The organism is Streptomyces shinuiensis (assembly GCF_043660855.1).
Classification (GTDB): domain Bacteria; phylum Actinomycetota; class Actinomycetes; order Streptomycetales; family Streptomycetaceae; genus Streptomyces.
In genome coordinates this window covers 1,615,266-1,638,479 of sequence record NZ_JBIHML010000001.1, presented here as the reverse complement: position 1 = coordinate 1,638,479, position 23,214 = coordinate 1,615,266, and the positions used below count along the sequence as shown (strand labels likewise).

The 23,214-nt window shown below is 72.6% G+C and carries 23 protein-coding genes and 1 pseudogene; 22 read left to right on the top strand and 2 right to left on the bottom strand.

The window, feature by feature from the left end:
- The first annotated feature begins 5 nt into the window (after positions 1–5).
- Both ACGRHY_RS07085 and ffh read left to right on the top strand, forming a co-directional pair.
- Positions 6–2,486, top strand: a complete 2,481-nt coding sequence (locus ACGRHY_RS07085) for a [protein-PII] uridylyltransferase (RefSeq protein ID WP_394634544.1) — start codon at positions 6–8, stop codon at positions 2,484–2,486.
- Positions 2,487–2,562: 76 nt separating this feature from the next.
- Complete coding sequence (gene ffh, locus ACGRHY_RS07080; RefSeq protein WP_394634543.1) at positions 2,563–4,116, top strand: signal recognition particle protein; 1,554 nt, start codon at positions 2,563–2,565, stop codon at positions 4,114–4,116.
- Between the two features lie 40 nt (positions 4,117–4,156).
- Here the strand turns inward: ffh and ACGRHY_RS07075 are convergent, their stop codons facing one another.
- Positions 4,157–4,966, bottom strand: coding sequence for a methyltransferase domain-containing protein (locus tag ACGRHY_RS07075; protein ID WP_394634542.1), 810 nt, complete (start codon positions 4,964–4,966; stop codon positions 4,157–4,159).
- A 220-nt stretch (positions 4,967–5,186) separates the two neighbouring features.
- Here ACGRHY_RS07075 and proS point away from each other — a divergent pair, with 220 nt between their 5' ends.
- From proS to ACGRHY_RS06990, 17 genes are all read left to right on the top strand, one after another.
- Positions 5,187–6,599, top strand: coding sequence for a proline--tRNA ligase (proS, locus tag ACGRHY_RS07070; protein WP_394634541.1), 1,413 nt, complete (start codon positions 5,187–5,189; stop codon positions 6,597–6,599).
- Positions 6,600–6,763: 164 nt separating this feature from the next.
- Positions 6,764–7,414, top strand: coding sequence for a hypothetical protein (locus ACGRHY_RS07065; protein ID WP_394634540.1), 651 nt, complete (start codon positions 6,764–6,766; stop codon positions 7,412–7,414).
- A 226-nt stretch (positions 7,415–7,640) separates the two neighbouring features.
- Positions 7,641–8,075, top strand: coding sequence for a 30S ribosomal protein S16 (gene rpsP, locus ACGRHY_RS07060; protein ID WP_394634539.1), 435 nt, complete (start codon positions 7,641–7,643; stop codon positions 8,073–8,075).
- 2 nt (positions 8,076–8,077) lie between these two features.
- Positions 8,078–8,317 carry an RNA-binding protein gene (locus ACGRHY_RS07055; protein ID WP_394634538.1) on the top strand — a complete coding sequence of 80 codons (240 nt, stop codon included), beginning with the start codon at positions 8,078–8,080 and terminating at the stop codon, positions 8,315–8,317.
- 115 nt (positions 8,318–8,432) lie between these two features.
- Positions 8,433–9,020: a ribosome maturation factor RimM gene (rimM, locus tag ACGRHY_RS07050; protein ID WP_394634537.1), complete on the top strand. Its 588-nt coding sequence runs from the start codon at positions 8,433–8,435 to the stop codon at positions 9,018–9,020.
- Positions 9,020–9,841, top strand: coding sequence for a tRNA (guanosine(37)-N1)-methyltransferase TrmD (trmD, locus tag ACGRHY_RS07045; RefSeq protein WP_394634536.1), 822 nt, complete (start codon positions 9,020–9,022; stop codon positions 9,839–9,841). The genes rimM and trmD overlap by 1 nt, the downstream gene beginning before the upstream one ends.
- Before the next feature lie 129 nt (positions 9,842–9,970).
- Complete coding sequence (rplS, locus tag ACGRHY_RS07040) at positions 9,971–10,318, top strand: 50S ribosomal protein L19 (RefSeq protein WP_394634535.1); 348 nt, start codon at positions 9,971–9,973, stop codon at positions 10,316–10,318.
- Between the two features lie 126 nt (positions 10,319–10,444).
- Positions 10,445–11,077: a signal peptidase I gene (gene lepB, locus ACGRHY_RS07035; protein ID WP_394634534.1), complete on the top strand. Its 633-nt coding sequence runs from the start codon at positions 10,445–10,447 to the stop codon at positions 11,075–11,077.
- The gene (gene lepB / locus ACGRHY_RS07030) at positions 11,070–12,143 is read left to right on the top strand and encodes a signal peptidase I (protein ID WP_394634533.1); all 1,074 of its coding nucleotides are present in this window, start codon (positions 11,070–11,072) and stop codon (positions 12,141–12,143) included. The genes lepB (ACGRHY_RS07035) and lepB (ACGRHY_RS07030) overlap by 8 nt, the downstream gene beginning before the upstream one ends.
- Complete coding sequence (lepB, locus tag ACGRHY_RS07025) at positions 12,070–13,008, top strand: signal peptidase I (RefSeq protein WP_394637954.1); 939 nt, start codon at positions 12,070–12,072, stop codon at positions 13,006–13,008. Before lepB (ACGRHY_RS07030) ends, lepB (ACGRHY_RS07025) begins: the two co-directional genes overlap by 74 nt.
- 71 nt (positions 13,009–13,079) lie before the next feature.
- Entirely contained in the window at positions 13,080–13,829 is a 750-nt protein-coding gene (lepB, locus tag ACGRHY_RS07020; RefSeq protein WP_394634532.1) for a signal peptidase I, read from the top strand.
- Positions 13,830–13,842: 13 nt separating this feature from the next.
- On the top strand, positions 13,843–14,166 hold the full coding sequence (locus tag ACGRHY_RS07015) for a DUF2469 domain-containing protein (protein WP_237876658.1): 324 nt from the start codon (positions 13,843–13,845) through the stop codon (positions 14,164–14,166).
- 155 nt (positions 14,167–14,321) lie between these two features.
- Positions 14,322–14,696, top strand: a complete 375-nt coding sequence (locus tag ACGRHY_RS07010) for a YraN family protein (protein WP_394634531.1) — start codon at positions 14,322–14,324, stop codon at positions 14,694–14,696.
- 1 nt (position 14,697) lies between these two features.
- Positions 14,698–16,308 (top strand): YifB family Mg chelatase-like AAA ATPase, encoded by a 1,611-nt coding sequence (locus ACGRHY_RS07005; protein ID WP_394634530.1) that lies wholly within the window; start codon positions 14,698–14,700, stop codon positions 16,306–16,308.
- Entirely contained in the window at positions 16,305–17,435 is a 1,131-nt protein-coding gene (gene dprA, locus ACGRHY_RS07000) for a DNA-processing protein DprA (RefSeq protein WP_394634529.1), read from the top strand. The genes ACGRHY_RS07005 and dprA overlap by 4 nt, the downstream gene beginning before the upstream one ends.
- Before the next feature lie 269 nt (positions 17,436–17,704).
- On the top strand, positions 17,705–18,547 hold the full coding sequence (whiG, locus tag ACGRHY_RS06995; protein WP_394634528.1) for an RNA polymerase sigma factor WhiG: 843 nt from the start codon (positions 17,705–17,707) through the stop codon (positions 18,545–18,547).
- Between the two features lie 54 nt (positions 18,548–18,601).
- Complete coding sequence (locus ACGRHY_RS06990; RefSeq protein ID WP_394637953.1) at positions 18,602–19,159, top strand: TetR/AcrR family transcriptional regulator; 558 nt, start codon at positions 18,602–18,604, stop codon at positions 19,157–19,159.
- Between the two features lie 425 nt (positions 19,160–19,584).
- Here ACGRHY_RS06990 and ACGRHY_RS06985 read toward each other — a convergent pair.
- Positions 19,585–20,043 (bottom strand): annotated as a pseudogene (locus ACGRHY_RS06985) (peptidoglycan DD-metalloendopeptidase family protein); the annotation flags it as partial.
- Between the two features lie 351 nt (positions 20,044–20,394).
- Between ACGRHY_RS06985 and rpsB the strand changes: the two are divergent.
- From rpsB to pyrH, 3 genes are all read left to right on the top strand, one after another.
- Positions 20,395–21,306, top strand: a complete 912-nt coding sequence (gene rpsB, locus ACGRHY_RS06980; protein WP_394634527.1) for a 30S ribosomal protein S2 — start codon at positions 20,395–20,397, stop codon at positions 21,304–21,306.
- 115 nt (positions 21,307–21,421) lie between these two features.
- Positions 21,422–22,258, top strand: a complete 837-nt coding sequence (gene tsf, locus ACGRHY_RS06975) for a translation elongation factor Ts (protein WP_394634526.1) — start codon at positions 21,422–21,424, stop codon at positions 22,256–22,258.
- 183 nt (positions 22,259–22,441) lie between these two features.
- A complete protein-coding gene (gene pyrH / locus ACGRHY_RS06970) occupies positions 22,442–23,212 on the top strand; it encodes a UMP kinase (protein WP_394634525.1) in 771 nt (256 codons plus the stop codon).
- Positions 23,213–23,214: the final 2 nt, after the last annotated feature.

Below are 23,214 nucleotides of genomic sequence, written 5' to 3'. Positions count from 1 at the left end.
ACCGCGTGACCCCGGGACCCGGCGACCCCGGCAACTACGCGGCGGCCCGGCTGCGCCTCCTCGACGAAGGGGCGCGGTCCGGGCCGCCTCGCCGCCGGGCCCTGTCCGACCTCACCGACGCCTGGCTCGCCTCGCTGCTGGGCGACGCGGGCGAAGGGGTCGCGCTCGTGGCCGTCGGCGGTTACGGCCGCGGGGAGCTCTCCCCACGCAGTGATCTGGACCTGCTGCTGCTGCACACCGGACGCGGCGCACGCGAGGTCGCCGCCCTCGCCGACCGCCTCTGGTACCCCGTGTGGGACCTCGGGATCGCGCTGGACCACTCGGTGCGCACACCGGGCGAGGCCGAACGGGCCGCGGCCGGCGACCTCAGGGTGCAGCTCGGGCTGCTCGACGCCCGGCACATCGCCGGAGACCCGGAGCTCACCGCCGCTCTGCGCACCCGGATGCTCGCCCGCTGGCGCGCCGGCGCCCCCCGGCTGCTGCCCGGGCTGCGTGAGGCGACCCGGGAGCGCGCCCGCCGCCACGGCGAGCTGCGCTTCCTCCTCGAACCCGACCTGAAGGAGGCCCGCGGAGGCCTGCGCGACTCCACCGCCCTGCACGCGGTGGCCGCCTCCTGGCTGGCCGACGCGCCCCGTGAGGGGCTGGACCAGGCCCACCGCACCCTCCTCGACGTACGGGACGCCCTCCACCTGGCCACCGGCCGAGCCACCGACCGGCTCGCCCTCCAGGACCAGGACCAGGTGGCCGCCGCCCTCGCGCTGGAGGACGCGGACGCGCTGTTGCGCCGCGTCTACGAGGCGGCCCGGGTACTCTCCTACGCCTGCGACGTCACCTGGCGCGAGGTCGACCGGGTGCTGCGCGCCCGCCGCCCGGGCCTGCGGCGCGCCAGGCGGTCCGCCGAGCGCACCCCGCTGGCCGACGGTGTCGTCGTGCAGGACGGCGAGGTGGTGCTCGCCCGGACCGCGCGCCCCGAACGCGACCCCGTGCTGCCGCTGCGGGCCGCCGCGGCGGCCGCCCAGGCCGGGCTGCCGCCGTCGCGCCCCGCCCTGCGGAGGCTGGCCGCCGCGGCGCCGCCGCTTCCGGTGCCCTGGCCGGCCGAGGCCCGTGAGGAGTTCGTCACCCTCCTGGGAGCGGGCGAGGCCGCCGTCGGGGTGTGGGAGGCGCTGGAGGCGGAGGGGCTGGTCACCGCCTGGCTGCCCGAGTGGGAGCGGGTGCGCTGCCGTCCGCAGCGCAACCCCGTGCACCGCTGGACCGTCGACCGCCACCTGATCGAGACCGCCGTACGGGCCGGTGCGCACGTCCGCCGCGTGCGCCGTCCGGACCTGCTGCTGGTCGCCGCGCTGCTGCACGACATCGGCAAGGGGCGGCCCGGCGACCACAGTGTCGCGGGCGAGGCCGTCGTGCGCGACCTGGCCGCGCGGATGGGCTTCGACGCCGCCGACACCGCGACCCTGGCCACCGTCGTCCGCCACCACCTGCTGCTGGCCGAGACCGCCACCCGGCGCGACCTGGACGATCCGGCCACCGTCCGTACCGTGGCCGACGCCGTCGGCGGCACCGGGACCCTGGAACTGCTGCACGCGCTCACCGAGGCCGACGCCCTGGCCACCGGGCCCGCTGCCTGGTCCGCCTGGCGCGCGGGGCTCGTGGCCGATCTGGTAGGACGGACCGGCGCGGTGCTGGCGGGGAAGGCGGCGGAGGGGGCGGAGGGGGCGGAAGGGACGAGTGAGGCGGGTGAGCGGGAGCACCACGTCCCCCGGCCCGCCGCCGAGGCCGAGCGGCTGGCCGTCGAGGCGTGGCGCACCGGCGGGCCGGTGCTCTCCCTGCGAACCCGGGCCGGAACCCCCGCCGAGACGGACCGGAGCGACAGGGCGGACCGGGCGGCCTCCGCCGAGGGGGAGACGGGCCCGGAACCAGTCGGCGTCGAACTGCTCGTCGCTCTGCCCGACCAGCCCGGTGTACTGCCCGCCGCGGCCGGCGTCCTGGCCCTGCACCGGCTCACCGTGCGCGCTGCCGACCTGCGCGCCGTCGACCCGCCCGGCGAGGGGCGGGTGCTGCTGCTGAGCTGGCGGGTGGCCGCCGAGTACGGGTCGCTGCCGCAGGCCGCGCGGCTCCGCGCCGACCTGGCGCGTGCCCTGGAGGGCTCCCTGGACATCCCCGCCCGGCTCGCCGAGCGCGAGCGGGCCCACCTGGGCCGCGCCCGCCGGCACGGAGCCGGGGCCCCGCCGCCGGAGGTGACCGTCGCCCCGGCCGGATCACGGCTGGCGACGGTCATCGAGGTGCGCGCCCAGGACGCCCCGGGCCTGCTGTACCGCATCGGACGGGCCCTGGAGGACGCCGGCGTCACCGTGCGCAGCGCCCGCGTCGGCACCCTGGGCGCCAACGCGGTGGACGCCTTCTACGTCACCGGACCCGACGGCTCCCCGCTGCCGCCCCGGGAGGCCGCCGGTCTCGCCGCGGAACTGGAGCGGGCCCTGGGCGGCTGACCGGACCGCGGGCGGGCGGATACTCTTGGAGGTCGACCGCCGATACCGCCACCAACGCGAAGGATCCGCGACCGACGTGTTCGACACTCTCTCCGATCGCCTCACAGCGACGTTCAAGAACCTCAGGGGCAAGGGCCGTCTGAGCGAGGCGGACATCGACGCCACGGCGCGCGAGATCCGTATCGCCCTGCTGGAGGCGGACGTCGCCCTGCCCGTGGTGCGGGCCTTCATCAAGCAGGTCAAGGAGCGCGCCCTCGGCGCCGAGGTCTCCAAGGCCCTGAACCCGGCCCAGCAGGTCATCAAGATCGTCAACGAGGAGCTGATCGGCATCCTCGGGGGCGAGACCCGCCGCCTGCGGTTCGCCAAGAACCCGCCGACAGTGATCATGCTCGCCGGCCTGCAGGGCGCGGGCAAGACCACGCTCGCGGGCAAGCTGGGCCGCTGGCTCAAGACCCAGGGCCACACCCCGCTGCTGGTCGCCTGCGACCTGCAGCGCCCCAACGCCGTCAACCAGCTCACCGTCGTCGCCGAGCGCGCGGGCGTCGGGATCTACGCGCCCGAGCCGGGCAACGGCGTCGGCGACCCGGTGAAGGTCGCCGAGGACTCCATCGAGTACGCCCGCACCAAGCAGTACGACGTCGTCGTCGTCGACACCGCCGGCCGCCTGGGCATCGACGCCGAGATGATGCGGCAGGCCGCCGACATCCGCGACGCCGTCCGTCCCGACGAGACCCTCTTCGTCGTCGACGCCATGATCGGCCAGGACGCGGTCAACACCGCCGAGGCGTTCCGCGACGGCGTCGGCTTCGACGGCGTGGTGCTCTCCAAGCTCGACGGCGACGCCCGCGGCGGCGCGGCCCTGTCGATCGCGCACGTCACCGGCCGCCAGATCATGTTCGCCTCCAACGGTGAGAAGCTGGACGACTTCGACGCGTTCCACCCGGACCGCATGGCGTCCCGCATCCTGGGCATGGGCGACGTCCTCAGCCTCATCGAGAAGGCCGAGCAGACCTTCAGCCGGCAAGAGGCCGAGCAGATGGCCGCCAAGCTGGCCAAGGGCCCCAAGGAGTTCACCCTCGACGACTTCCTGGCCCAGATGGAGCAGGTCCGCAAGATGGGCTCCATCTCCAAGCTGCTGGGGATGATGCCCGGGATGGGGCAGATCCGGGAGCAGATCAACGACATCGACGAGCGCGACGTGGACCGCACCGCCGCGATCATCAAGTCGATGACACCGGCCGAGCGCACCGACCCCATGATCATCAACGGCTCGCGGCGGGCCCGCATCGCCCGCGGCTCCGGCGTGGACGTCAGCGCGGTGAAGAACCTCGTGGAGCGCTTCTTCGAGGCCCGCAAGATGATGTCGAAGATGGCCCAGGGCGGCATGCCGGGGATGCCCGGGATGCCGGGCATGCCGGGGGTGGGCGGCGCTCGGAAGAAGGGCAAGCAGCAGAAGAAGGCCAAGGGCAAGCAGCGCTCGGGCAACCCGATGAAGCGCAAGGCCGAGGAGCAGGCCGTGGCCGAGCGCCGCGCCGCGGGGCAGGGCGGCGCCTTCGGACTGCCCGGCGGCCAGGGGCCGGAGGACTTCGAGCTGCCCCAGGAGTTCAAGGACATGCTCCCGCCGAAGTGACCGCCCGGGCGCCGCCGCCCGCCGCGCGACGGCGGCGCCCTCAGGTCATGGCGACCACGTAGCGGAACAGGTTCTGCATCCACACGGTGCCGTCCGGCCGTACGTGCGGGCGCAGCGCCTCGGCCAGCTCCTTGGCGACCTGCTCCTCGTCCGTCGCCCGGACGGCCGCGTCGTACAGCCCGGTCGAGACCAGCCCGCGCACCGCGCTGTCCAGGTCGGCGTAGCCGAAGGGGCAAGCGACCCGGCCCGAGCCGTCGGGGCGCAGCCCGGCCCGCCGCGCCAGGTCCTCCAGGTCGTCCCGGCCGCCCGGCCGCCAGCACCGGCCCGCCGCGCGCTCCGGCTCGGCCAGCCGCTGGGCCACCCGCAGCGCGGGGGCCGCGGCGCACCGCTCGGCCGGCCCCCAGCCCGCCAGCACCACCGGCACGCCCCGGCCGGCAGCCTGGGCCACCCGGGCGAGCACGGCGGCGTCGGGCAGGGTGTCGAAGGCGGTCACCAGCGTCGGCGGCGGCCCCTCCCGCAGCGCCGCGCCGCCCGGTCCGCCGTCCGGCCCGCCCGGCAGCACCCGCGCGGTCCAGTGCCGCGCACCCCACTGCGGCTCCGGCAGCAGCCGCTGCCGGGCCAGCTCCAGGCGTGCCTCGTCGGTGTCGGTCCCCGTGACGGTCGCGCCCCGGGCCGCCGCCATCACCAGCGCCAGGCCCGAGCCGCAGCCCAGGCCCAGCACATGGGAGTGCCGTCCGACCTCGAACCGCTCGTATACCGCCTCGTAGAGCGGAACCAGCATCCGTTCCTGAATCTCCGCCCAGTCCCGGGCGGGCCGCGGGAGGTGCCGCTGTGCGAGCGTGGGTGCCATCGCAACATCCCCATTCCGATGGAAGGATCGCCGGATAACCGGCCGCCGTCTCGTCCCCCGAGAGGTCCTGAAGTCCCCGAAAGCCAGGGAACTGCGCATCTGTCCCCGAGTCCAGAGGGGGCGCCGGGGTGTTTCCACCCGCGCTTGCCCGCGCGCACTCCTACGTTCCCCCGGCAGTCCGGTTCACGCATCCGCAGCAGACCGCCGTAACATGCGCGACATGGCAAAGGCTCCCGTGCTCACACCTCGGGCGGAGGACTTCCCGCGCTGGTACCAGGACGTGATCAACAAGGCCGAGCTGGCCGACAACGGGCCGGTGCGCGGCACCATGGTCATCCGTCCGTACGGGTACGGGCTCTGGGAGCGGATGCAGCGGGAGATGGACGCCCGCATCAAGGCCGCGGGCGCCGAGAACGCCTACTTCCCCCTGTTCATCCCGCAGTCCTACCTGACCAGGGAGGCCGAGCACGTCGAGGGCTTCGCCCCCGAGCTGGCGGTCGTCACGCACGGCGGTGGCAAGGAGCTGGAGGAGCCGGTGGTCGTCCGGCCGACCTCCGAGACGATCGTCAACGAGTACTTCGCCAAGTGGGTGCAGAGCTACCGCGACCTGCCCCTGCTGATCAACCAGTGGGCCAACGTGGTGCGCTGGGAAATGCGTCCGAGGGTCTTCCTGCGAACGAGTGAGTTCCTGTGGCAGGAGGGGCACACCGCCCACGCCACCTACGAGGACGCGCGCGACTACGCCGCCCGCATCCACCGCGAGGTCTACGCCGACTTCATGGAGAACGTCCTGGCCATGGACGTCGTACTGGGCCGCAAGACCCCCGGGGAGCGCTTCGCGGGCGCCGTCAACACCCTCACCCTGGAGGGCATGATGGGCGACGGCAAGGCCCTGCAGATGGGCACCAGCCACGAGCTGGGCCAGAACTTCGCCAAGGCGTTCGACACCCGCTACCTGTCGGAGGACGGCGAGCGGGAACTGGTGTGGCAGACCTCCTGGGGCACCTCCACCCGGATGGTCGGCGGCCTGATCATGACGCACGGCGACGACGACGGGCTGCGGATCCCGCCGCGCCTGGCCCCCGTCCAGGCCGTCGTCCTGGCGATCAAGGGCGACGACGCGGTGCTGGCCAAGGTCCGCGAGGTCGGCGACCGGCTCACCGCGGCCGGCGTCCGGGTGCGTGTGGACGACCGCACCGACACCCCCTTCGGCCGCCGGGCCGTGGACTGGGAGCTCAAGGGCGTGCCGCTGCGCGTCGAGATCGGCCCGCGCGACCTGGAGAGCGGCACCGCGATGCTGGTGCGCCGCATCGCCGGGGGCAAGGAGCCGGTGGCGACCGACACCCTGGCCGAGCTGTGCCCGAGGATCCTGGAGGAGGACCAGGCGCTGCTGCTGCGCCGGTCCCGCGAGCGCCGCGAGGCCCGCACCTCGGACGTGCGGACGGTGGAGGAGGCCGTCGAGGCCGCCGCCGGCGGCTGGGCCCGCGTTCCCTGGGCCGACCTGGGGCCGGAGGGCGAGGCGAGGCTCGCGGAGCAGGGCGTCACGGTGCGCTGCCTGGTCGGCGAGGACGGGTCGGTACCCGAGTCCGACGACGCCCCCGGTACGGTGGCCGTGGTCGCCCGCTCCTACTGAGGGCTGCGCGGCGGCCGCCCGGGATCCGGCAGGGGCGCGGGGCCGGCGGAGAGCTCCGCCCACGGACCGGCCGGCCCCTGCTCGGGCGGGTCCTCCCGGATCGGCATACCCGCCCCGTCGGCGCGCATCAACCTGAACCGACGGGTAGGTGCAAATTATTTGGGATGCCCCGTAATCGGAACACCGGGACACTCTGGCTCGTTGTGCACGACGTGAGCACGACACCACCTGTACTCGCCGCCGAGCTGGCACTCGCGTGGGCCGACATTCAACGGCACCACCCCGAGCTGCCCGACCTGGCCGCGCCCGAATCGCTGATCGGGGAGTCGTCGTCCGCCTGCGGCGCCGAGCTCTCCTTCGAACGGCTGCTCCACGAGGCCGTCCACGGGATCGCCGCCGCCCGCGGAGTCCGGGACACCTCGCGCGCCGGCCGCTACCACAACCGCCGCTTCCTGGCGATCGCCGAGGAGCTGGGCCTGGAGCACTCGGAGGAACCGCATCCGAGCAGCGGGTTCTCGCTGGTCGTGATGAAGCCCGAGACCAGAAAGCGCTACCGTCCCACCATCGAGAAGCTGCAGCGCGCCCTGCGCGCCCACAGTGCCGCCACCGCCACCGACACCTCCCGCGCCTTCCGCGGCCCCGCCGCGCGGCACGGTTCGTCGGGCGGCGGGGTGCGGGTCAAGGCCGTGTGCGACTGCGGACGCAACGTCCGGGTCGTACCGTCCGTACTGGCCCAGGCGCCGATCATGTGCGGGGCCTGCGGGAAGCCGTTCCGCATCCCGGACAAGGAGAAGGAGGCGGTCGGGGTGGGCTGAGGCGCCACGGACCCGCGCCGGACCGGGGGCCGGGGGAGGCCGGGGAACCGGCTGCCCCCGCGGGGTGTGGCGCAAGAGGTGTGGCACAATGGGCGGCTGTACTCGACAGCCGCACAGGACCCCTCTCTCCTCCGGCTGACGCGTCCACTCGGACACTCGGGTACCACCACCCCACGTGGCATCCCGCCGTGTCCAACCACGCCAAAGACCAGGAGACACCACAGCCGTGGCAGTCAAGATCAAGCTGAAGCGACTGGGCAAGATCCGTTCGCCTCACTACCGCATCATCGTCGCCGACTCCCGTACCCGTCGCGACGGCCGGGCCATCGAGGAGATCGGTCTGTACCACCCGGTGCAGAACCCCTCTCGCATCGAGGTCGACTCGGAGCGCGTCCAGTACTGGCTGGGTGTCGGCGCGCAGCCGACCGAGCCGGTCCTGGCCATCCTGAAGGTCACCGGCGACTGGCAGAAGTTCAAGGGTCTGCCGGCCCCGGAGCCGATGAAGGTCGCCGAGCCGAAGGCCGACAGGCGCGCCCTCTTCGAGGCCGCCGCCAAGGAGTCGGCGGACGAGCCCAAGGGTGAGGCCATCACCCAGAAGGCGAAGAAGGCCGACAAGAAGGCGGACGAGGCCGAGGCCGCCGCCGAGTCGACCGAGGCGTGACCATGCTGGAAGAGGCCCTCGACCATCTGGTGAAGGGCATCGTCGACCACCCCGACGAGGTGCAGGTCGCCGCCCGCAACCTGCGCCGCGGGCGCGTGCTGGAGGTCCGGGTCCACCCCGACGACCTCGGCAAGGTGATCGGCCGCAACGGCCGCACCGCACGCGCGCTGCGCACCGTCGTGGGCGCTCTCGGCGGACGGGGCGTCCGTGTCGACCTCGTCGACGTGGACCAGATCCGCTGAGGGCCGCGGCAGACAACGCAGAGCACCGGCACGGGCCGGGAGCGGCACCGCCGCTCCCGGCCCGTGCCGTGACCGCCGGCGTACGGGAACCGGCGAGAACCTGGAGTGACGAGCAGTGCAGTTGGTAGTCGCGCGCATCGGCCGTGCCCACGGCATCAAGGGCGAGGTCACGGTGGAGGTGCGCACCGATGAACCCGAGGTGCGCCTCGCCCCCGGCGCGGTTCTGACCACCGACCCCGCCTCCGCGGGTCCCCTGACCATCGAGTCGGGGCGCGTCCACAGCGGCCGGCTGCTGCTGCGTCTCGCGGGAGTGAGGGACCGCACCGCCGCCGAGGCGCTGCGCAACACCCTGCTGATCGCCGAGGTCGACCCGGAGGAGACCCCCGAGGACCCCGACGAGTACTACGACCACCAGCTGATCGACCTCGATGTCGTCACCCTCGACGGAACGCCCGTCGGCCGGATCGAGGAGATCGCCCACCCGCCCCACCAGGACCTGTTCGTGGTGCGCAGGCCCGACGGCGGCGAGGTGCTGGTCCCCTTCGTCGCCGAGATCGTCCCCGAGATCGACCTGGACGGGCAGCGGGCCGTCATCGACCCGCCGCCGGGGCTCATCGACGACCGCGCCGAGATCGCCGGATCCCGCCCCGCGAGCGGTGTGCCGGACGGCGGGAACGGCGGGGACGGAGAGGACGGCGCCTGATGCGGATCGACGTCGTCACGATCTTCCCCGAGTACCTGGAGCCGCTGAACGTCTCCCTGGTGGGCAAGGCGCGCGCCCGCGGTCTGCTCGACGTACGTGTCCACGACCTGCGGCAGTGGACCCGCGACCGGCACAACACCGTCGACGACACCCCCTACGGCGGCGGCCCCGGTATGGTGATGAAGCCCGAGCCGTGGGGCGAGGCGCTGGACTCGGTCGTCGCCTCGGGCGGGGACGGGCAGGGCGAGGGGCCGGTCCTGGTCGTCCCCACCCCCAGCGGCAGCCCTTTCACCCAGGAGACCGCCGTCGAACTGGCCGCCGAGCCGTGGCTGGTCTTCACCCCCGCCCGCTACGAGGGCATCGACCGCCGTGTCGTCGAGGAGTACGGCGAGCGCCTGCGGGTGCGCGAGCTGTCCATCGGCGACTACGTGCTGGCCGGCGGCGAGGCGCCCGTGCTGGTCATGGTGGAGGCAGTCGCCCGGCTGCTGCCCGGAGTCCTGGGCAACGCCGAGTCCCACCGCGACGACTCCTTCGCGCCCGGCGCCATGGCCGACCTGCTGGAGGGCCCCGTCTACACCAAGCCGCCGGTGTGGCGCGGCCGGGACATCCCCGAGGTGCTGCTCAGCGGCCACCACGGCAAAATCGCCCGCTGGCGCCGCGACCAGGCGTTCCGCCGCACCGTGCGCCACCGCCCGGACCTGATCGGGAGGTGCGACCCCGCCGCGCTGGACGCCGACGACCGCGGACTGCTGGCGGAGCTGGGCTGGGCCGAGCGGTCCGACGGCCGATTTGGGCCCGCGGCCCGGGGCGTGGAAGAATAGGCCGCTGCCTCGCGTCCGGCGCGCGACCCTGCCACAGGGGGACCAACGCCCGACCGGTACGGCGGCTCACCGAACCCAACGAACGATTCCGCCGATGACCTGTGGCATCGGCGAGGAAAGCAGACGGTCATGCACCTTCTCGACAGCGTCGACTCCGCCTCGCTGCGCAGCGACATCCCCGCCTTCCGCCCCGGTGACACCGTCAACGTCCACGTGCGCGTCATCGAGGGCAACCGCTCCCGTGTGCAGCAGTTCAAGGGTGTCGTCATCCGCCGCCAGGGCTCCGGCGTCCGCGAGACCTTCACCGTCCGCAAGGTCAGCTTCAGCGTCGGCGTGGAGCGCACCTTCCCGGTGCACACCCCGATCGTCGAGAAGATCGAGGTCGTCACCCGCGGTGACGTCCGCCGCGCCAAGCTGTACTACCTGCGCGAGCTGCGCGGCAAGGCCGCCAAGATCAAGGAGAAGCGCGAGCGCTGATCCGAGACCGGTCCGCGCGGCGGAGTGCCGGGGTGCGCCGGCGTCCGGCGCCGCCCGCGGGGCACGGCCCCCGCGCCGCTGTCCGCACCGGTGTCCGCCGCGCCGCCGCGTTAGGCTCTCGGCTCGATGAACACCGACGAACAGCACAAGCGACCCATGGAGCGCGACCGCTCCCCCCACCCCGTACGGGGATGGGGGAGCCGGTCGCGTTTCGTGCGTCCGGTGGCCGCGGTCGCCGTGCTGCTCCTGCTGGTCCACGCGTTCGCGGCGGAACCCTTCCGCATCCCGAGCGGCTCGATGGGGAACACCCTCGAAGCGGGCGACCGCGTCCTGGCGAACAAGCTGGCGTACCGTTTCGGCAACCTTCCGGCGCGTGGAGACGTTGTGGTGTTCGACGGCACCGGTTCGTTCGACCGGGGGCCGTCGCGGGGAACCGACTACGTCAAGCGGGTCGTCGGAGTCGGCGGCGACAGGGTCAGGTGCTGCGACGAACGGGGGAGGATCGAGGTGAACGGCGAACCGGTGGACGAGGCCTACCTGCATCCCGGCGACCGGCCCTCGGCCGTCCCGTTCGACATCGCGGTCCCCGAGGGACGGCTGTGGGTGATGGGCGACCACCGCTCCCGGTCGAGCGACTCCCGGGACCACCTCGGATCCCCCGGCGGCGGCACCGTACCGGTGGAGAGGGTGATCGGCCGGGCCGACTGGATCGTCTGGCCGGCCAGCCGCTGGACCTCCCTGCGGGGCCGGGATGGGTAGGCGCGGACGGCCGCGCGACGGCCTGCGGGCGGGTGCCGCCCGCGGTGGCGGTACACCGCCGGAGCACGGGAGCACACTGCGCGGCCCCGGCGAGGGCCGGGCCGACCGGCGGCGCGCCGCCAAGCGGATCAGGCGGCGCCGACGGCTGTCGGTGACCAAGGAGATCCCCGTCCTGGTGGGCGTCGCACTGCTGATCGCGCTGGTGCTCAAGACGTTCCTGGTCCAGGCGTTCGTCATCCCCTCCGGCTCGATGGAGCAGACGATCAGGATCGACGACCGGGTGCTGGTGGACAAGCTCACGCCCTGGTTCGGCTCGCGCCCCGAACGCGGCGACGTGGTGGTCTTCAAGGACCCGGGAGGCTGGCTGCCCCCCGGGGAGGAGCCGGAGCGGGACGACCCCGTGGGCATCAGGCAGGGCAGGCAGTTCCTGACCTTCATCGGCCTGCTGCCCTCTGCCGAGGAGCAGGACCTGATCAAGCGGGTCGTCGGCGTCGGCGGAGACACCGTCGTGTGCTGCGACGAGGACGGCCGGGTGACGGTCAACGGCACACCGCTGAACGAGCCGTACCTCCACCCGGGCAACGCGCCCTCGCAGATGCGCTTCGAGGTGAAGGTGCCCGAAAGCCGCATCTTCGTGATGGGCGACCACCGTTCCAACTCCGCCGACTCCCGCTACCACCTGCAGGATCCGGGGAAGGGGACCATTCCGGAGAGCCTGGTGGTGGGCAAGGCAGTGGTGATCGCCTGGCCCTACTCCCACTGGCGACGGCTGGAGGAGCCCGAGACCTACGCGTCGGTACCGGATCCGCGCGGCGAGACCGCCTCCGCGGCCGCGGGCGCCGACGATGACGGAGGCGAAGACATGGCGCACATCCCGAGCCCTGCGGAACTCCCGCTCGTTATGGGAGTGGCAGGCGTGGGTCTGCACCGGCTGAGGCGCGGGCTGCAGCGCGGTAAGAGCGGTATCGGTGTGAGGAGTGGATGTGGGGGACGTGTCGGTCGGAGCGCGCTCCGACGCGGACGGGCCCGAGCGGCGGGCCGAAGGCGAGCCCGTGGAGCGCGGTGAGGAAACGGCCGCGGGCCCGGACAGCGGAGAGAGAGTGACGGAAAAGAAGCAACGCTCCTTCCTGAAGGAACTGCCCATCCTCATCGGTATCGCGCTGCTGCTGGCCCTGGGGATCAAGACGTTCCTGCTGCAGGCGTTCTCCATCCCCTCCGACTCGATGCAGAACACCCTCCAGCGGGGCGACCGGGTGCTGGTGGACAAACTGACACCCTGGTTCGGGGCCGAGCCCGAGCGCGGCGAGGTCGTCGTGTTCCACGACCCGGGGGGCTGGCTCGACCCGTCGGTCCAGCAGGACACCAACGTGTTCCAGGACTTCATGAGCTTCATCGGCCTGATGCCCTCAGCCGAGGAGCAGGACCTGATCAAGCGGGTCATCGCGGTCGGCGGCGACACCGTGGCGTGCGAGAAGAACGGCCCCGTCACGGTCAACGGCAAGGCCCTGGAGGAGGAGGCCTACGTCTACCCCGGAGACTCCCCCTGCGGCGGTGAGGGCTTCGGCCCGGTCAAGGTCCCCGAGGACCGGATCTGGGTGATGGGCGACCACCGCTCCAACTCCCTGGACTCCCGTTTCCACCAGCAGCTCCCCGGACAGGGGACGGTGCCCGTGGACGAGGTCGTGGGGCGGGCCGTGGTCAAGGCGTGGCCGATCGACCGCTGGGGCACCCTCCCGGTGCCCGACACCTTCGCCGAGCAGGGCCTGGCCGCGGCTCCCGCGGCGCTGGGCCTGGCGGGCGCGGTGCCGCTGGTCATGTGGCGGCGGCGCCTGGGGGCGAGGGCCGTGAAGGGGAACGCGGAAGAGTCCGCCGGAGGGTCCGGGACGGCGCCCGGCACTGGGAGCGGGACGGACGGGCGGGCAGCGGGCTGACCCGGGAGCCTACCCGGGGGTAGGGTGCGGCGCAGACCGCCGGTGGACCCAGACCTTTTCCGGGAGTGCGAGTGAGCAGAGCCGAACGTACCGGGAAAGGCCGCGGCCGCGTGGGCCAGGTGCTGTCGTCGGCGGCCACGGCGATCGGCTGCGTCCTCTTCCTGGGCGGTTTCGTCTGGGCCGCCGTGCTGTACCAGCCCTACGCCGTACCCACCGACTCCATGTCGCCCACCGTCGAGGCCGGGGACCGGGTGCTGGCCGAGCGCATCGACGGTGACGAGGTCCGGCGCGGTGACGTCGTCGTCTTCCTCGATCCGCTGTGGGGCGACATGCCGGTGATCAAACGCGTCGTCGGCGTCGGTGGCGACACCGTGGAGTGCTGCGACGAGCAGGGGAAGCTGACCGTCAACGGCGATCCCGTCGACGAGCCGTACCGGCTGGAGCGGGAACGCGCCTCCTTCGCCACCTTCGAGGCGTCCGTGCCCGAAGGGCAGCTCTTCCTCCTCGGCGACCACCGGGAGGGATCACTGGACTCGCGCACTCACCTGGAGGACGCCGACAACGGCTCCGTGCCCAGGGAGGCGGTGACGGGCCGGGTCGACGCCACCGTCTGGCCGCTGGGCCACGCGGGCATGGTCGAGCGCCCAGCCGGTTTCGCGGACCTGCCCGGCGGGACCTCCCGGCCGGGACCGCTGGGCCCCGCCCTGGCCGCGGTCGGGGCCGGCGCCCTGCTGATCCTCGGCGGCGCCGGGTACGGGGCGATCGGCTCGGTCCGCGGCAAGCGCACGGTGCTGACGCACAATGGGGGAACGCACGGCTGAAGGGGAACATGCCATGAGCGCCGAGGACCTCGAGAAATACGAGACCGAGATGGAGCTGAAGCTCTACCGGGAGTACCGGGACGTCGTCGGCTTGTTCAGGTACGTGATCGAGACCGAACGCCGTTTCTATCTCACCAACGACTACGAGATGCAGGTGCACTCGGTTCAGGGTGAGGTCTTCTTCGAAGTCTCTATGGCCGACGCCTGGGTGTGGGACATGTACCGGCCGGCCCGCTTCGTCAAACAGGTGCGGGTGCTCACCTTCAAGGACGTGAACATCGAGGAGCTGAACAAGAGCGATCTGGACCTGCCCGAGGACTCCGGCTTCAAGAGGTGAGTCCGGCACCGACCGCCACTCCGTCAACGCCGCGCCCACGGGATAGCTCGCGCGAGTGAGTGAGATATCCACAACCGATCGGTGGTCCACCGAACCGGACCATGATCATCCAACCCGCCCCCCAGCCGTCACAGTCGGCGCCGGAGGTGGTACCGATGAACGGCAGGAACGCACTCGGGCGCTACGGCGAGGACCTGGCCGCCCGGCGGCTGCGCGAGATGGGCATGGCCGTCCTCGAACGGAACTGGCGCTGCCGGGGTGGCGAGATCGACATCGTGGCCCGGGACGCCGACGCACTCGTCGTCTGCGAGGTCAAGACACGCCGGGCCGGCCCGTACGGCCACCCGATGTCGGCCGTGACCCCGCGCAAGGCCGAGCGGCTGCGCAGACTCGCCTCCCAGTGGCTCAGCGAACGCTGGCTCACCCGGTACGGCCGTCCGCCGACCGGGGGCGTGCGCATCGACCTCGTCGGCATCGTCCTGCCCGAGCGCGGCGCCCCCCGGGTGCAGCACGTGAGGGGGGTGGCCTGACATGGGCTTCGCCCGTACCTGCTCGGTCGCGCTCGTGGGCGTCGAGGGCGTGGTCGTCGAGGTCCAGGCCGATCTCGAACCGGGGCTGGCCACCTTCACGCTCGTCGGCCTGCCCGACAAGAGCCTGGTGGAGAGCCGCGACCGGGTCAGGGCCGCGGTCGTCAACTCCGGTGTCGACTGGCCCCAGAAGAAACTCACCGTCGGACTCAGCCCCGCCTCGGTGCCCAAGAGCGGCAGCGGATTCGACCTCGCGGTCGCCTGCGCGGTGCTCGGAGCCGCCGAGCGGATCGCCCCCCGCGAACTCACCGGACTGGTGATGATCGGCGAACTGGGCCTGGACGGGCGCGTCCGGCCCGTCCGCGGCGTCCTGCCCGCGGTCCTGGCCGCCGCGGACGCCGGGTACCGCCAGGTCGTCGTCGCCGAGCAGACCGCCCCCGAAGCCGCACTGGTCCCCGGCGTCTCCGTCCTCGGCGTCCGCTCCCTGCGCCAACTCGTCGCCGTCCTCACCGACGCGCCCGTCCCCGACGAGGAGTGCCCGGAGGGGTACGGCACCGACGCCACCATGCTCGCCGGTCTCACCGTGCCCGGCGCGGGCGGAGGGATCGCGGGGCTGGGCGGTGAACGCAGGGTGGACCTCGCCGAGGTCGCCGGTCAGAGATCCGCACGCAGGGCGCTGGAGGTAGCCGCCGCGGGGCGCCACCACATCTTCTTCAAAGGACCGCCGGGAGCGGGCAAGACCATGCTCGCCGAACGACTCCCCGGGCTGCTGCCGCCGCTCACCCCGAAGGAGGCGCTGGAGGCCACCGCCGTCCACTCCGTCGCCGGGGCGCTGCCGCCCGGCCAGCCGCTGGTCGAGCGGCCCCCCTACTGTGCCCCGCACCACTCGGCCACCACCGCCTCCCTGGTGGGCGGCGGCAGCGGTCTGCCCCGGCCCGGAGCGGTTTCCCTCGCCCACCACGGTGTGCTGTTCCTTGACGAAGCGGCCGAATGCAGCGCGCGGGTGCTCGACGCACTGCGCCAGCCGCTGGAGTCGGGGCAGGTCGTCGTGGCCCGGGCCCAGGGCATGATGCGCATGCCCGCCCGCTTCCTGCTCGCCCTCGCCGCCAACCCGTGCCCCTGCGGCCGGCACGGCTCCCGGGGCGGCGGTTGCGAGTGCAGGCCCTCATCGGTCAGACGCTATCGGGCACGGCTGTCCGGGCCACTGCTGGACCGTGTCGACCTCCGGGTCACCGTCGAACCCGTCACCCGCTCCGAACTGACGGCCCCCGGCGCCCGGTCCGAGTCCACCGGGACCGTGGCCGCTCGCGTACTCGCCGCTCGCGAGCGCGCCGCCGCCCGCTACGCCGACACGCCCTGGCACACCAACAGCGAGGTTCCCGGCCACGAACTGCGGACCCGGTGGCCCGGTAGCCCGGGAGCGCTCGGCCGGGCCGAGGAGGACATGGAACGCGGCCTGCTCACCGCACGAGGTCTGGACCGCGTCCTTCGGGTCGCCTGGACCCTGGCCGACCTCGCCGGACACGACCGGCCCACGGCCGGGGACGTGGACGGCGCGCTGGAGCTGCGCACCGGGGTCCGGCGCGGCGCGGCACTCGCGGGAGGGCGGGTGTGACCGGCCGCGAGGAGCGTGTGGCCCGGGCGGCGCTCACCAGGATCGGGGAGCCCGGAGACGAGGCGGTGAACCGGTGGCTCGACCGGTACGGGGCGGCGGAGACGCTCAAGGCGTTCGGGTCCGACTCCCCGCTGCCCGGCGCGTCCCGGACCCGCTGGGCCGGGTTGCGGCAGCGCGCGCGAGGGCTCGACCCCGAAGCCGACCTCGCCGCGATCGGCGGACTGGGCGGGCGTTTCGTCTGCCCCGGTGACGCCGAGTGGCCGAGCCAGCTGGACGACCTGGGCGACGGGCGTCCCGTGGGCCTGTGGGTGCGAGGCAGGGCCTCGCTGCGGATGTGGGCACTGCGCTCGGTCGCCGTCGTCGGCTCCCGGGCGTGCACGGACTACGGCGCCCACGTGGCCGCGACGCTCGGCTCCAGCCTGGCCTCGCGCGGCTGGACGGTGGTCTCCGGCGCGGCGTACGGAGTGGACGGCGCCGCGCACAGCGGAGCTCTGACGGTGGAGGGAGCGACCGTCGGGGTTCTGGCCTGCGGAGTCGATGTGGCCTACCCGCCGGGCAACGGCGGGCTGATCCGGCGCATCGGGGAGCAGGGACTGCTGGTCGCCGAACTGCCGCCCGGCGATCACCCCACCCGCAGTCGCTTCGTCCTGCGCAACCGCGTGATCGCCGCCCTCACCCGCGGCACTGTGGTGGTGGAGGCGGAACTGCGCAGCGGCTCGCTGGTCACCGCGCGGCGGGCCCTCGGGCTGGGCAGGATCACCATGGGCGTTCCCGGTCCGGTGACCAGCGGACTTTCGGCGGGTGTCCACCAACTCCTGCGCGGTGAGGGCATCGTCGTCACCGATGCCGCCGAGATCGTCGAGCTGGTCGGCGCGATCGGCGAACTGGCCCCCGAGCGGCGCGGGCCCGTGGTGCCGCGCGACCTGCTGTCCCCGGAGGCGGCGTGCGTTCTGGAGGCACTGCCCGCCCGGGGTGCTCTCGGCGTCGGGGCGGTGGCGCGCGCCGCCGCCCTCGCGGAGGACCGCGCGCTCGTCCGCCTCCAGGAACTGCGGTCACTCGGATTCCTCGAACGCAACGGTGACCACTGGCAGTTGGCCAGAGCGGCCAACCAACACACCAACAGGTGACGAGGCGGTCCTTGACCTGGAGCGATCGAGTGAAAGGGTGAGAGACATGATCGCTGAACGCTTCATTCCGCATGGCCCGGCCGTGCCGCTCAGGCCATCCGGGTAACCCCGGGGTGCGGGCAGCGGAACGTATCTGCGCATGCCCGACCGACCGATCCTCGCACTGAGCGACGCCGCAGTCACGCTACGCTCCCAAGGTTCCCGGCCCCTTCGTACGCCCCTCACCGGCGTCAGCGCACAGATCACGGCAGAACGGCTCAAGACGACGCATGCCCCATCACATCACCGGGCCCGACCGCACGGCCACGGCAGAACCGACTGCAGCCGGCTGCGCTGCACGCCCGGCCCCGCCCAGATCGCTCGACGAACTGTGGCGGTCATACAAGTGCACGGGCGACGAGCGGCTGCGGGAACAGCTGATCCTCCACTACTCGCCCCTGGTCAAGTACGTGGCCGGACGCGTCAGTGTCGGCCTGCCCACCAACGTGGAGCAGGCCGACTTCGTCTCCTCCGGGGTGTTCGGGCTGATCGACGCGATCGAGAAGTTCGACCCGGGGCGCTCGATCAAGTTCGAGACCTACGCCATCACCCGCATCCGCGGAGCCATGATCGACGAACTGCGGGCGCTCGACTGGATTCCCCGTTCCGTACGGCAGAAGGCCCGTGCGTTCGAGCGTGCCCACGCCGAGCTGGAGGCGGCGCTGCGGCGTACGCCGTCGGAGGCCGAGGTCGCGAATGAGATGGGGATCCCGCTGGAGGAGCTCCACGGGATCTTCAGCCGGCTGCCGCTGGCCAACGTGGTCGCCCTGGAGGAGGTGCTCCACAGCGGCGCGGAGGGCGGCGACCGGCTGAGCCTCATGGACACTCTGGAGGACACGGCCGCCGACAACCCCGTCGAGATCGCCGAGGACCGCGAGTTGCGGCGGCTGCTGGCCCGGGCGGTCAACACCCTGCCCGAACGCGAGAAGACGGTGGTGACCCTCTACTACTACGAAGGGCTCACCCTCGCCGAGATCGGGCAGGTGCTCGGTGTCACGGAGAGCAGGGTCAGCCAGATCCACACCAAGTCCGTACTGCAGCTTCGGGCCAAGCTCGCCGATGTCGGTCGCTGAACCGGTACCGCCCTCCCTACAGTGGGACCCGTGCCCAGGATTCGAGCGGCCTCCGTGGCCGAGCACCGGACGATGCAGCGCGACGCCCTGCTGGAGGCAGCACGATCCCTGCTGTCCGAGGGCGGCACGGAGGCGCTGACCTTCCCCGCGCTGGCGGCCCGCACGGGACTGGCGCGCTCCTCCGTCTACGAGTACTTCCGCTCCCGCGCCGCCGTCGTCGAGGAGTTGTGCGCCGTGGACTTCCCCGTCTGGGCAGCGGAAGTGGAGGACGCCATGGAGCGGGCCGACACCCCCCAGGCGAAGGTGGAGGCCTATGTGCGGCGGCAGCTGGCACTGGCCGGCGACCGGCGCCACCGGGCTGTCGTGGCCATCTCGGCCGGTGAACTGGACCCCGGCGCCAGGGAGAAGATCCGTGCGGCCCACGGTGGACTGATCACCATGGTGGTGGACGCACTCGCGGTCCTCGGCCACGACGAGCCACGGCTGACGGCCACCCTGCTGCAGGGCGTGGTGGACGCAGCGGTCCGCCGTATAGAGCTGGGCGCCGCCGAGGACCCGGACCGGATCACGCGGGCCGCCGTGTCGATGGCGCTCCACGGTGTCGCGGGCTGAGCCCCTTTCCTTCGTCCGGTCCCGGCCCGTCGCCCGGCTTTTCCAGCCGCCGACCCTTCCGGTACGGGTATCCTCCCGACGGCAGTGACAAGGGCACCCGCGGGCGTCCGGGGCGCGTCCGGCCGTCGAACGCCGCGTTCCACCCGAGAAGGTTTCCCCTCGTGAAGCCGGACGTGGCGGCGCTGCGCCCAGAACGCGGCCACCGCCAGGACCAGAGCCGCCCCCGCCCCGGACGAACCCGCGGACGGGGAGCCCTGGGCGGCCGCCACCCGCATCGAGTCGCCCCGCCGGCTCTCCGGTTCCTCCGGAAGCGGGACCCCCAGCACCGGAAGGAGCCGGGACGGACCGCGGCCCAGCAGAGAGAGCGGGTCCAGGTAGGCGTCACCGCGGCGCAGCCCCCAGTGCAGGCACCCCACCGGGCAGTGGAAACCGTCCGCCTCCAGCACGCCCACCACATCCCCCGCCGCGACCCGGTCGCCCTCGCGCACCCGCGCGCCGACCGGTTCGTACGTCGTGCGCAGCGGAGGGGATCCCGTACCCGCGAGTTCGACCGAGACCACCCCGCGTCCGGCGACCTCCCCCGCGAACGAGACCCGGCCCGCGGCCACCGCGCGCACCGGCTCCCCGGGGCGAGCCGCCAGGTCCACACCCCGGTGGCCGGCAGACCATCGTTCGGGCGGCGGCTCCCAGCCACGTCCGACCGCTCCCGGCACCGGCCTGACCCGGCCGGAGCCGGACGGGCCGTCCCCGGAGGCACCCCGGGCCGCCGCCGCCCCCGCGATGAGAAGCGTCAGCACCAGGCAGAGGAGCAGGCAGAGCGACAGGCGGAGGGGCGGGCGGAGGGGCGGGCGGCACAGCAGCGCGGCGCGGAGTCGGCATCCCATGAGGACAGCGTGGCGCGGAACGCGGGACGGAGACGATCTCGGGCGAAGGCTGTGGAGTACCGGCCGGTTGTGGACAACCGCGTCACCCGGACCGGGGACGGCACCGCCCGCAGCCGCGGCATCCGCCCCCATGCGTGTCGCCCGCCGCTTCCCCGGTCCCGTACACTTCTGGTGCGATCCGGGTCACCGGATCGACTTCGCACGCCCCGCCACCTTCCACAGGCGGCAGCGCATCTCGGTCCTCGAAGACGGTCTTCAGACCGTCGACTTCGCAGGCAGGCGCATCGGGGCGTCAGGGGCGGCGGCCGTCCGGCCGCCGTGTACAACCGAGTGATCCAAGGAGATACGGCCATGGCCGTCGTCACGATGCGGGAGCTGCTGGAGAGCGGCGTCCACTTCGGGCACCAGACCCGTCGCTGGAACCCGAAGATGAAGCGATTCATCTTCACCGAGCGCAACGGCATCTACATCATCGACCTGCTCCAGTCGCTGTCGTACATCGACCGCGCCTACGAGTTCGTCAAGGAGACCGTCGCCCACGGCGGCTCCATCATGTTCGTCGGTACCAAGAAGCAGGCCCAGGAGGCCATCGCCGAGCAGGCCACGCGCGTGGGCATGCCCTACGTCAACCAGCGCTGGCTCGGCGGCATGCTGACCAACTTCTCGACCGTCCACAAGCGCCTGCAGCGCCTGAAGGAGCTCGAACAGATCGACTTCGAGGACGTGGCCGCCTCCGGCCTCACCAAGAAGGAGCTTCTGGTCCTCTCCCGCGAGAAGGCCAAGCTGGAGAAGACCCTCGGCGGTATCCGCGACATGCAGAAGGTGCCCAGCGCCGTCTGGATCGTGGACACCAAGAAGGAGCACATCGCCGTCGGTGAGGCGCGCAAGCTGAACATCCCGGTCGTCGCGATCCTCGACACCAACTGCGACCCGGACGAGGTCGACTACAAGATCCCGGGCAACGACGACGCGATCCGCTCCGTCACCCTGCTCACCCGTGTGATCGCCGACGCCGTGGCCGAGGGCCTCATCGCCCGCTCCGGCGCCGCCGGCGAGGGCAAGGGCGAGAAGGCCGCCGGCGAGCCGCTCGCCGAGTGGGAGCGCGAGCTGCTCGAGGGCGACGCCCAGAAGGCCGCCGAGTCCAAGGAGGGCGAGGCCCCCGCCGAGGCCCCGGCCGCTGAGGAGCAGGCCGCCCCCGAGGCTCCGGCGGCCGAGGAGCAGGCCGCCCCCGCCGAGGGCGAGAAGCCGGCCGAGCAGGCCTGACCGACGCCGCAGGTGGTACGGCCGGGGGCAGTGCCATGAGCGCCGCCCCCGGCCGCATGCCCGTCCCGTAGATCGATCCATCCTCATCGACCTTTCGAGAAGAGATTCACCGACCATGGCGAACTACACCGCCGCTGACGTCAAGAAGCTCCGCGAGCTCACCGGCGCCGGCATGATGGACTGCAAGAAGGCGCTGGACGAGGCCGAGGGCAATGTCGACAAGGCCGTCGAGATCCTCCGCGTCAAGGGCCAGAAGGGCGTCGCCAAGCGCGAGTCCCGCACCGCCGAGAACGGCGCCGTCGTCTCCCTGATCGCCGACGACAAGAAGTCCGGTGTGCTGGTCGAGCTCAAGTGCGAGACCGACTTCGTCGCCAAGGGCGAGAAGTTCCTCGCCGTCGCCGACGCCATCGCAGCACATGTCGCCGCCACCTCCCCGGCCGACATCGAGGCGCTGCTCGCCTCCGAGATCGAGTCCGGCAAGACCGTCCGGACGTACGTGGACGAGGCCAACGCCACCCTCGGCGAGAAGATCGTCCTCGACCGCTTCGCGCAGTTCTCCGGCGGCTACGTGGCCGCCTACATGCACCGCACCAGCCCGGACCTGCCCCCGCAGGTCGGCGTACTGGTCGAGCTGGAGCAGGAGAACGCCGAGGTCGCCAAGGACGTCGCGCAGCACATCGCCGCGTTCGCGCCGAAGTTCCTCTCCCGTGAGGACGTCCCGGAGGAGACCGTCGCGAACGAGCGCCGTGTCGCCGAGGCCACCGCGCGCGAGGAGGGCAAGCCCGAGCAGGCTCTGCCCAAGATCGTCGATGGCCGGGTGAACGGCTTCTTCAAGGAGAACTGCCTCCTGGACCAGCCCTTCGCCAAGGACAACAAGAAGTCCGTCCAGAAGGTCCTGGACGAGGCCGGTGTCACGCTGAAGCGCTTCGCCCGCTTCCGCGTCGGCGCCTGATCCGTACGCCCGCTCCCGGTTAGGGTCGGGTTGACGGGGGCCCGTCCCGGTGCGTCGCGCACTGAGCGCAGGCGTGTACGGACCGGACGACCGCAGTTGTGACGAGGAGGCCATTGCCGCTTTCGGGGACCGAGAGGAACCACCGGCAATGGCCTCCTCACGCGTGTGCACGAGGAGATCCGCATGAAACAGGGCAACGAGCCCGGAGGTAAAGCCTCCGACAAGGACCGCGACCGCCGCCGCTTCCTGCTGAAGCTCTCCGGTGAGGCGTTCGCCGGCGGGGGAGGGCTCGGAGTCGACCCCGACGTCGTGCACAAGGTCGCCCGCGAGATCGCAGCCGTGGTCCGTGACGGTGCCGAGATCGCCGTCGTCATCGGCGGCGGCAACTTCTTCCGCGGTGCCGAGCTCCAGCAGCGCGGTATGGACCGGGCCCGGTCCGACTACATGGGCATGCTCGGCACGGTCATGAACTGCCTCGCCCTCCAGGACTTCCTGGAGAAGGAGGGCATCGACTCCCGTGTGCAGACCGCCATCACCATGGGGCAGGTCGCCGAGCCCTACATCCCGCTGAGGGCCGTACGGCATCTGGAGAAGGGGCGCGTGGTCATCTTCGGCGCCGGCATGGGCATGCCGTACTTCTCCACCGACACCACCGCCGCCCAGCGCGCCCTGGAGATCGACGCCGAGGCGCTGCTGATGGGCAAGAACGGCGTGGACGGCGTCTACGACTCCGACCCGGCGACCAACCCCGACGCGGTGAAGTTCGACGCTCTGGGGTACGGCGAGGTCATCGCCCGCGAGCTGAGGGTGGCCGACGCCACCGCCATCACCCTCTGCCGCGACAACAGGCTCCCGATCCTCGTCTTCGAGTTGCTGGCCGAGGGGAATATCGCCAGGGCGGTCCGGGGTGAGAAGATCGGCACGCTGGTGAGCGACCAGGGCTCCCGGGCCTGACG

Coding starts and splice junctions, on each gene's coding strand:
- proS (WP_394634541.1), top strand. CDS start 5,187: ATGGCAAAGGCTCCCGTGCTCACACCTCGGGCGGAGGACTTCCCGCGC.
- pyrH (WP_394634525.1), top strand. CDS start 22,442: ATGAAACAGGGCAACGAGCCCGGAGGTAAAGCCTCCGACAAGGACCGC.
- ACGRHY_RS07015 (WP_237876658.1), top strand. CDS start 13,843: ATGAGCGCCGAGGACCTCGAGAAATACGAGACCGAGATGGAGCTGAAG.
- trmD (WP_394634536.1), top strand. CDS start 9,020: ATGCGGATCGACGTCGTCACGATCTTCCCCGAGTACCTGGAGCCGCTG.
- rplS (WP_394634535.1), top strand. CDS start 9,971: ATGCACCTTCTCGACAGCGTCGACTCCGCCTCGCTGCGCAGCGACATC.
- whiG (WP_394634528.1), top strand. CDS start 17,705: ATGCCCCATCACATCACCGGGCCCGACCGCACGGCCACGGCAGAACCG.
- ACGRHY_RS07065 (WP_394634540.1), top strand. CDS start 6,764: ATGCCCCGTAATCGGAACACCGGGACACTCTGGCTCGTTGTGCACGAC.
- lepB (WP_394634534.1), top strand. CDS start 10,445: ATGAACACCGACGAACAGCACAAGCGACCCATGGAGCGCGACCGCTCC.
- ACGRHY_RS07010 (WP_394634531.1), top strand. CDS start 14,322: ATGAACGGCAGGAACGCACTCGGGCGCTACGGCGAGGACCTGGCCGCC.
- ACGRHY_RS07075 (WP_394634542.1), bottom strand. CDS start 4,966: ATGGCACCCACGCTCGCACAGCGGCACCTCCCGCGGCCCGCCCGGGAC.
- ACGRHY_RS07055 (WP_394634538.1), top strand. CDS start 8,078: ATGCTGGAAGAGGCCCTCGACCATCTGGTGAAGGGCATCGTCGACCAC.
- rpsB (WP_394634527.1), top strand. CDS start 20,395: ATGGCCGTCGTCACGATGCGGGAGCTGCTGGAGAGCGGCGTCCACTTC.
- ACGRHY_RS07005 (WP_394634530.1), top strand. CDS start 14,698: ATGGGCTTCGCCCGTACCTGCTCGGTCGCGCTCGTGGGCGTCGAGGGC.
- tsf (WP_394634526.1), top strand. CDS start 21,422: ATGGCGAACTACACCGCCGCTGACGTCAAGAAGCTCCGCGAGCTCACC.
- lepB (WP_394634533.1), top strand. CDS start 11,070: ATGGGTAGGCGCGGACGGCCGCGCGACGGCCTGCGGGCGGGTGCCGCC.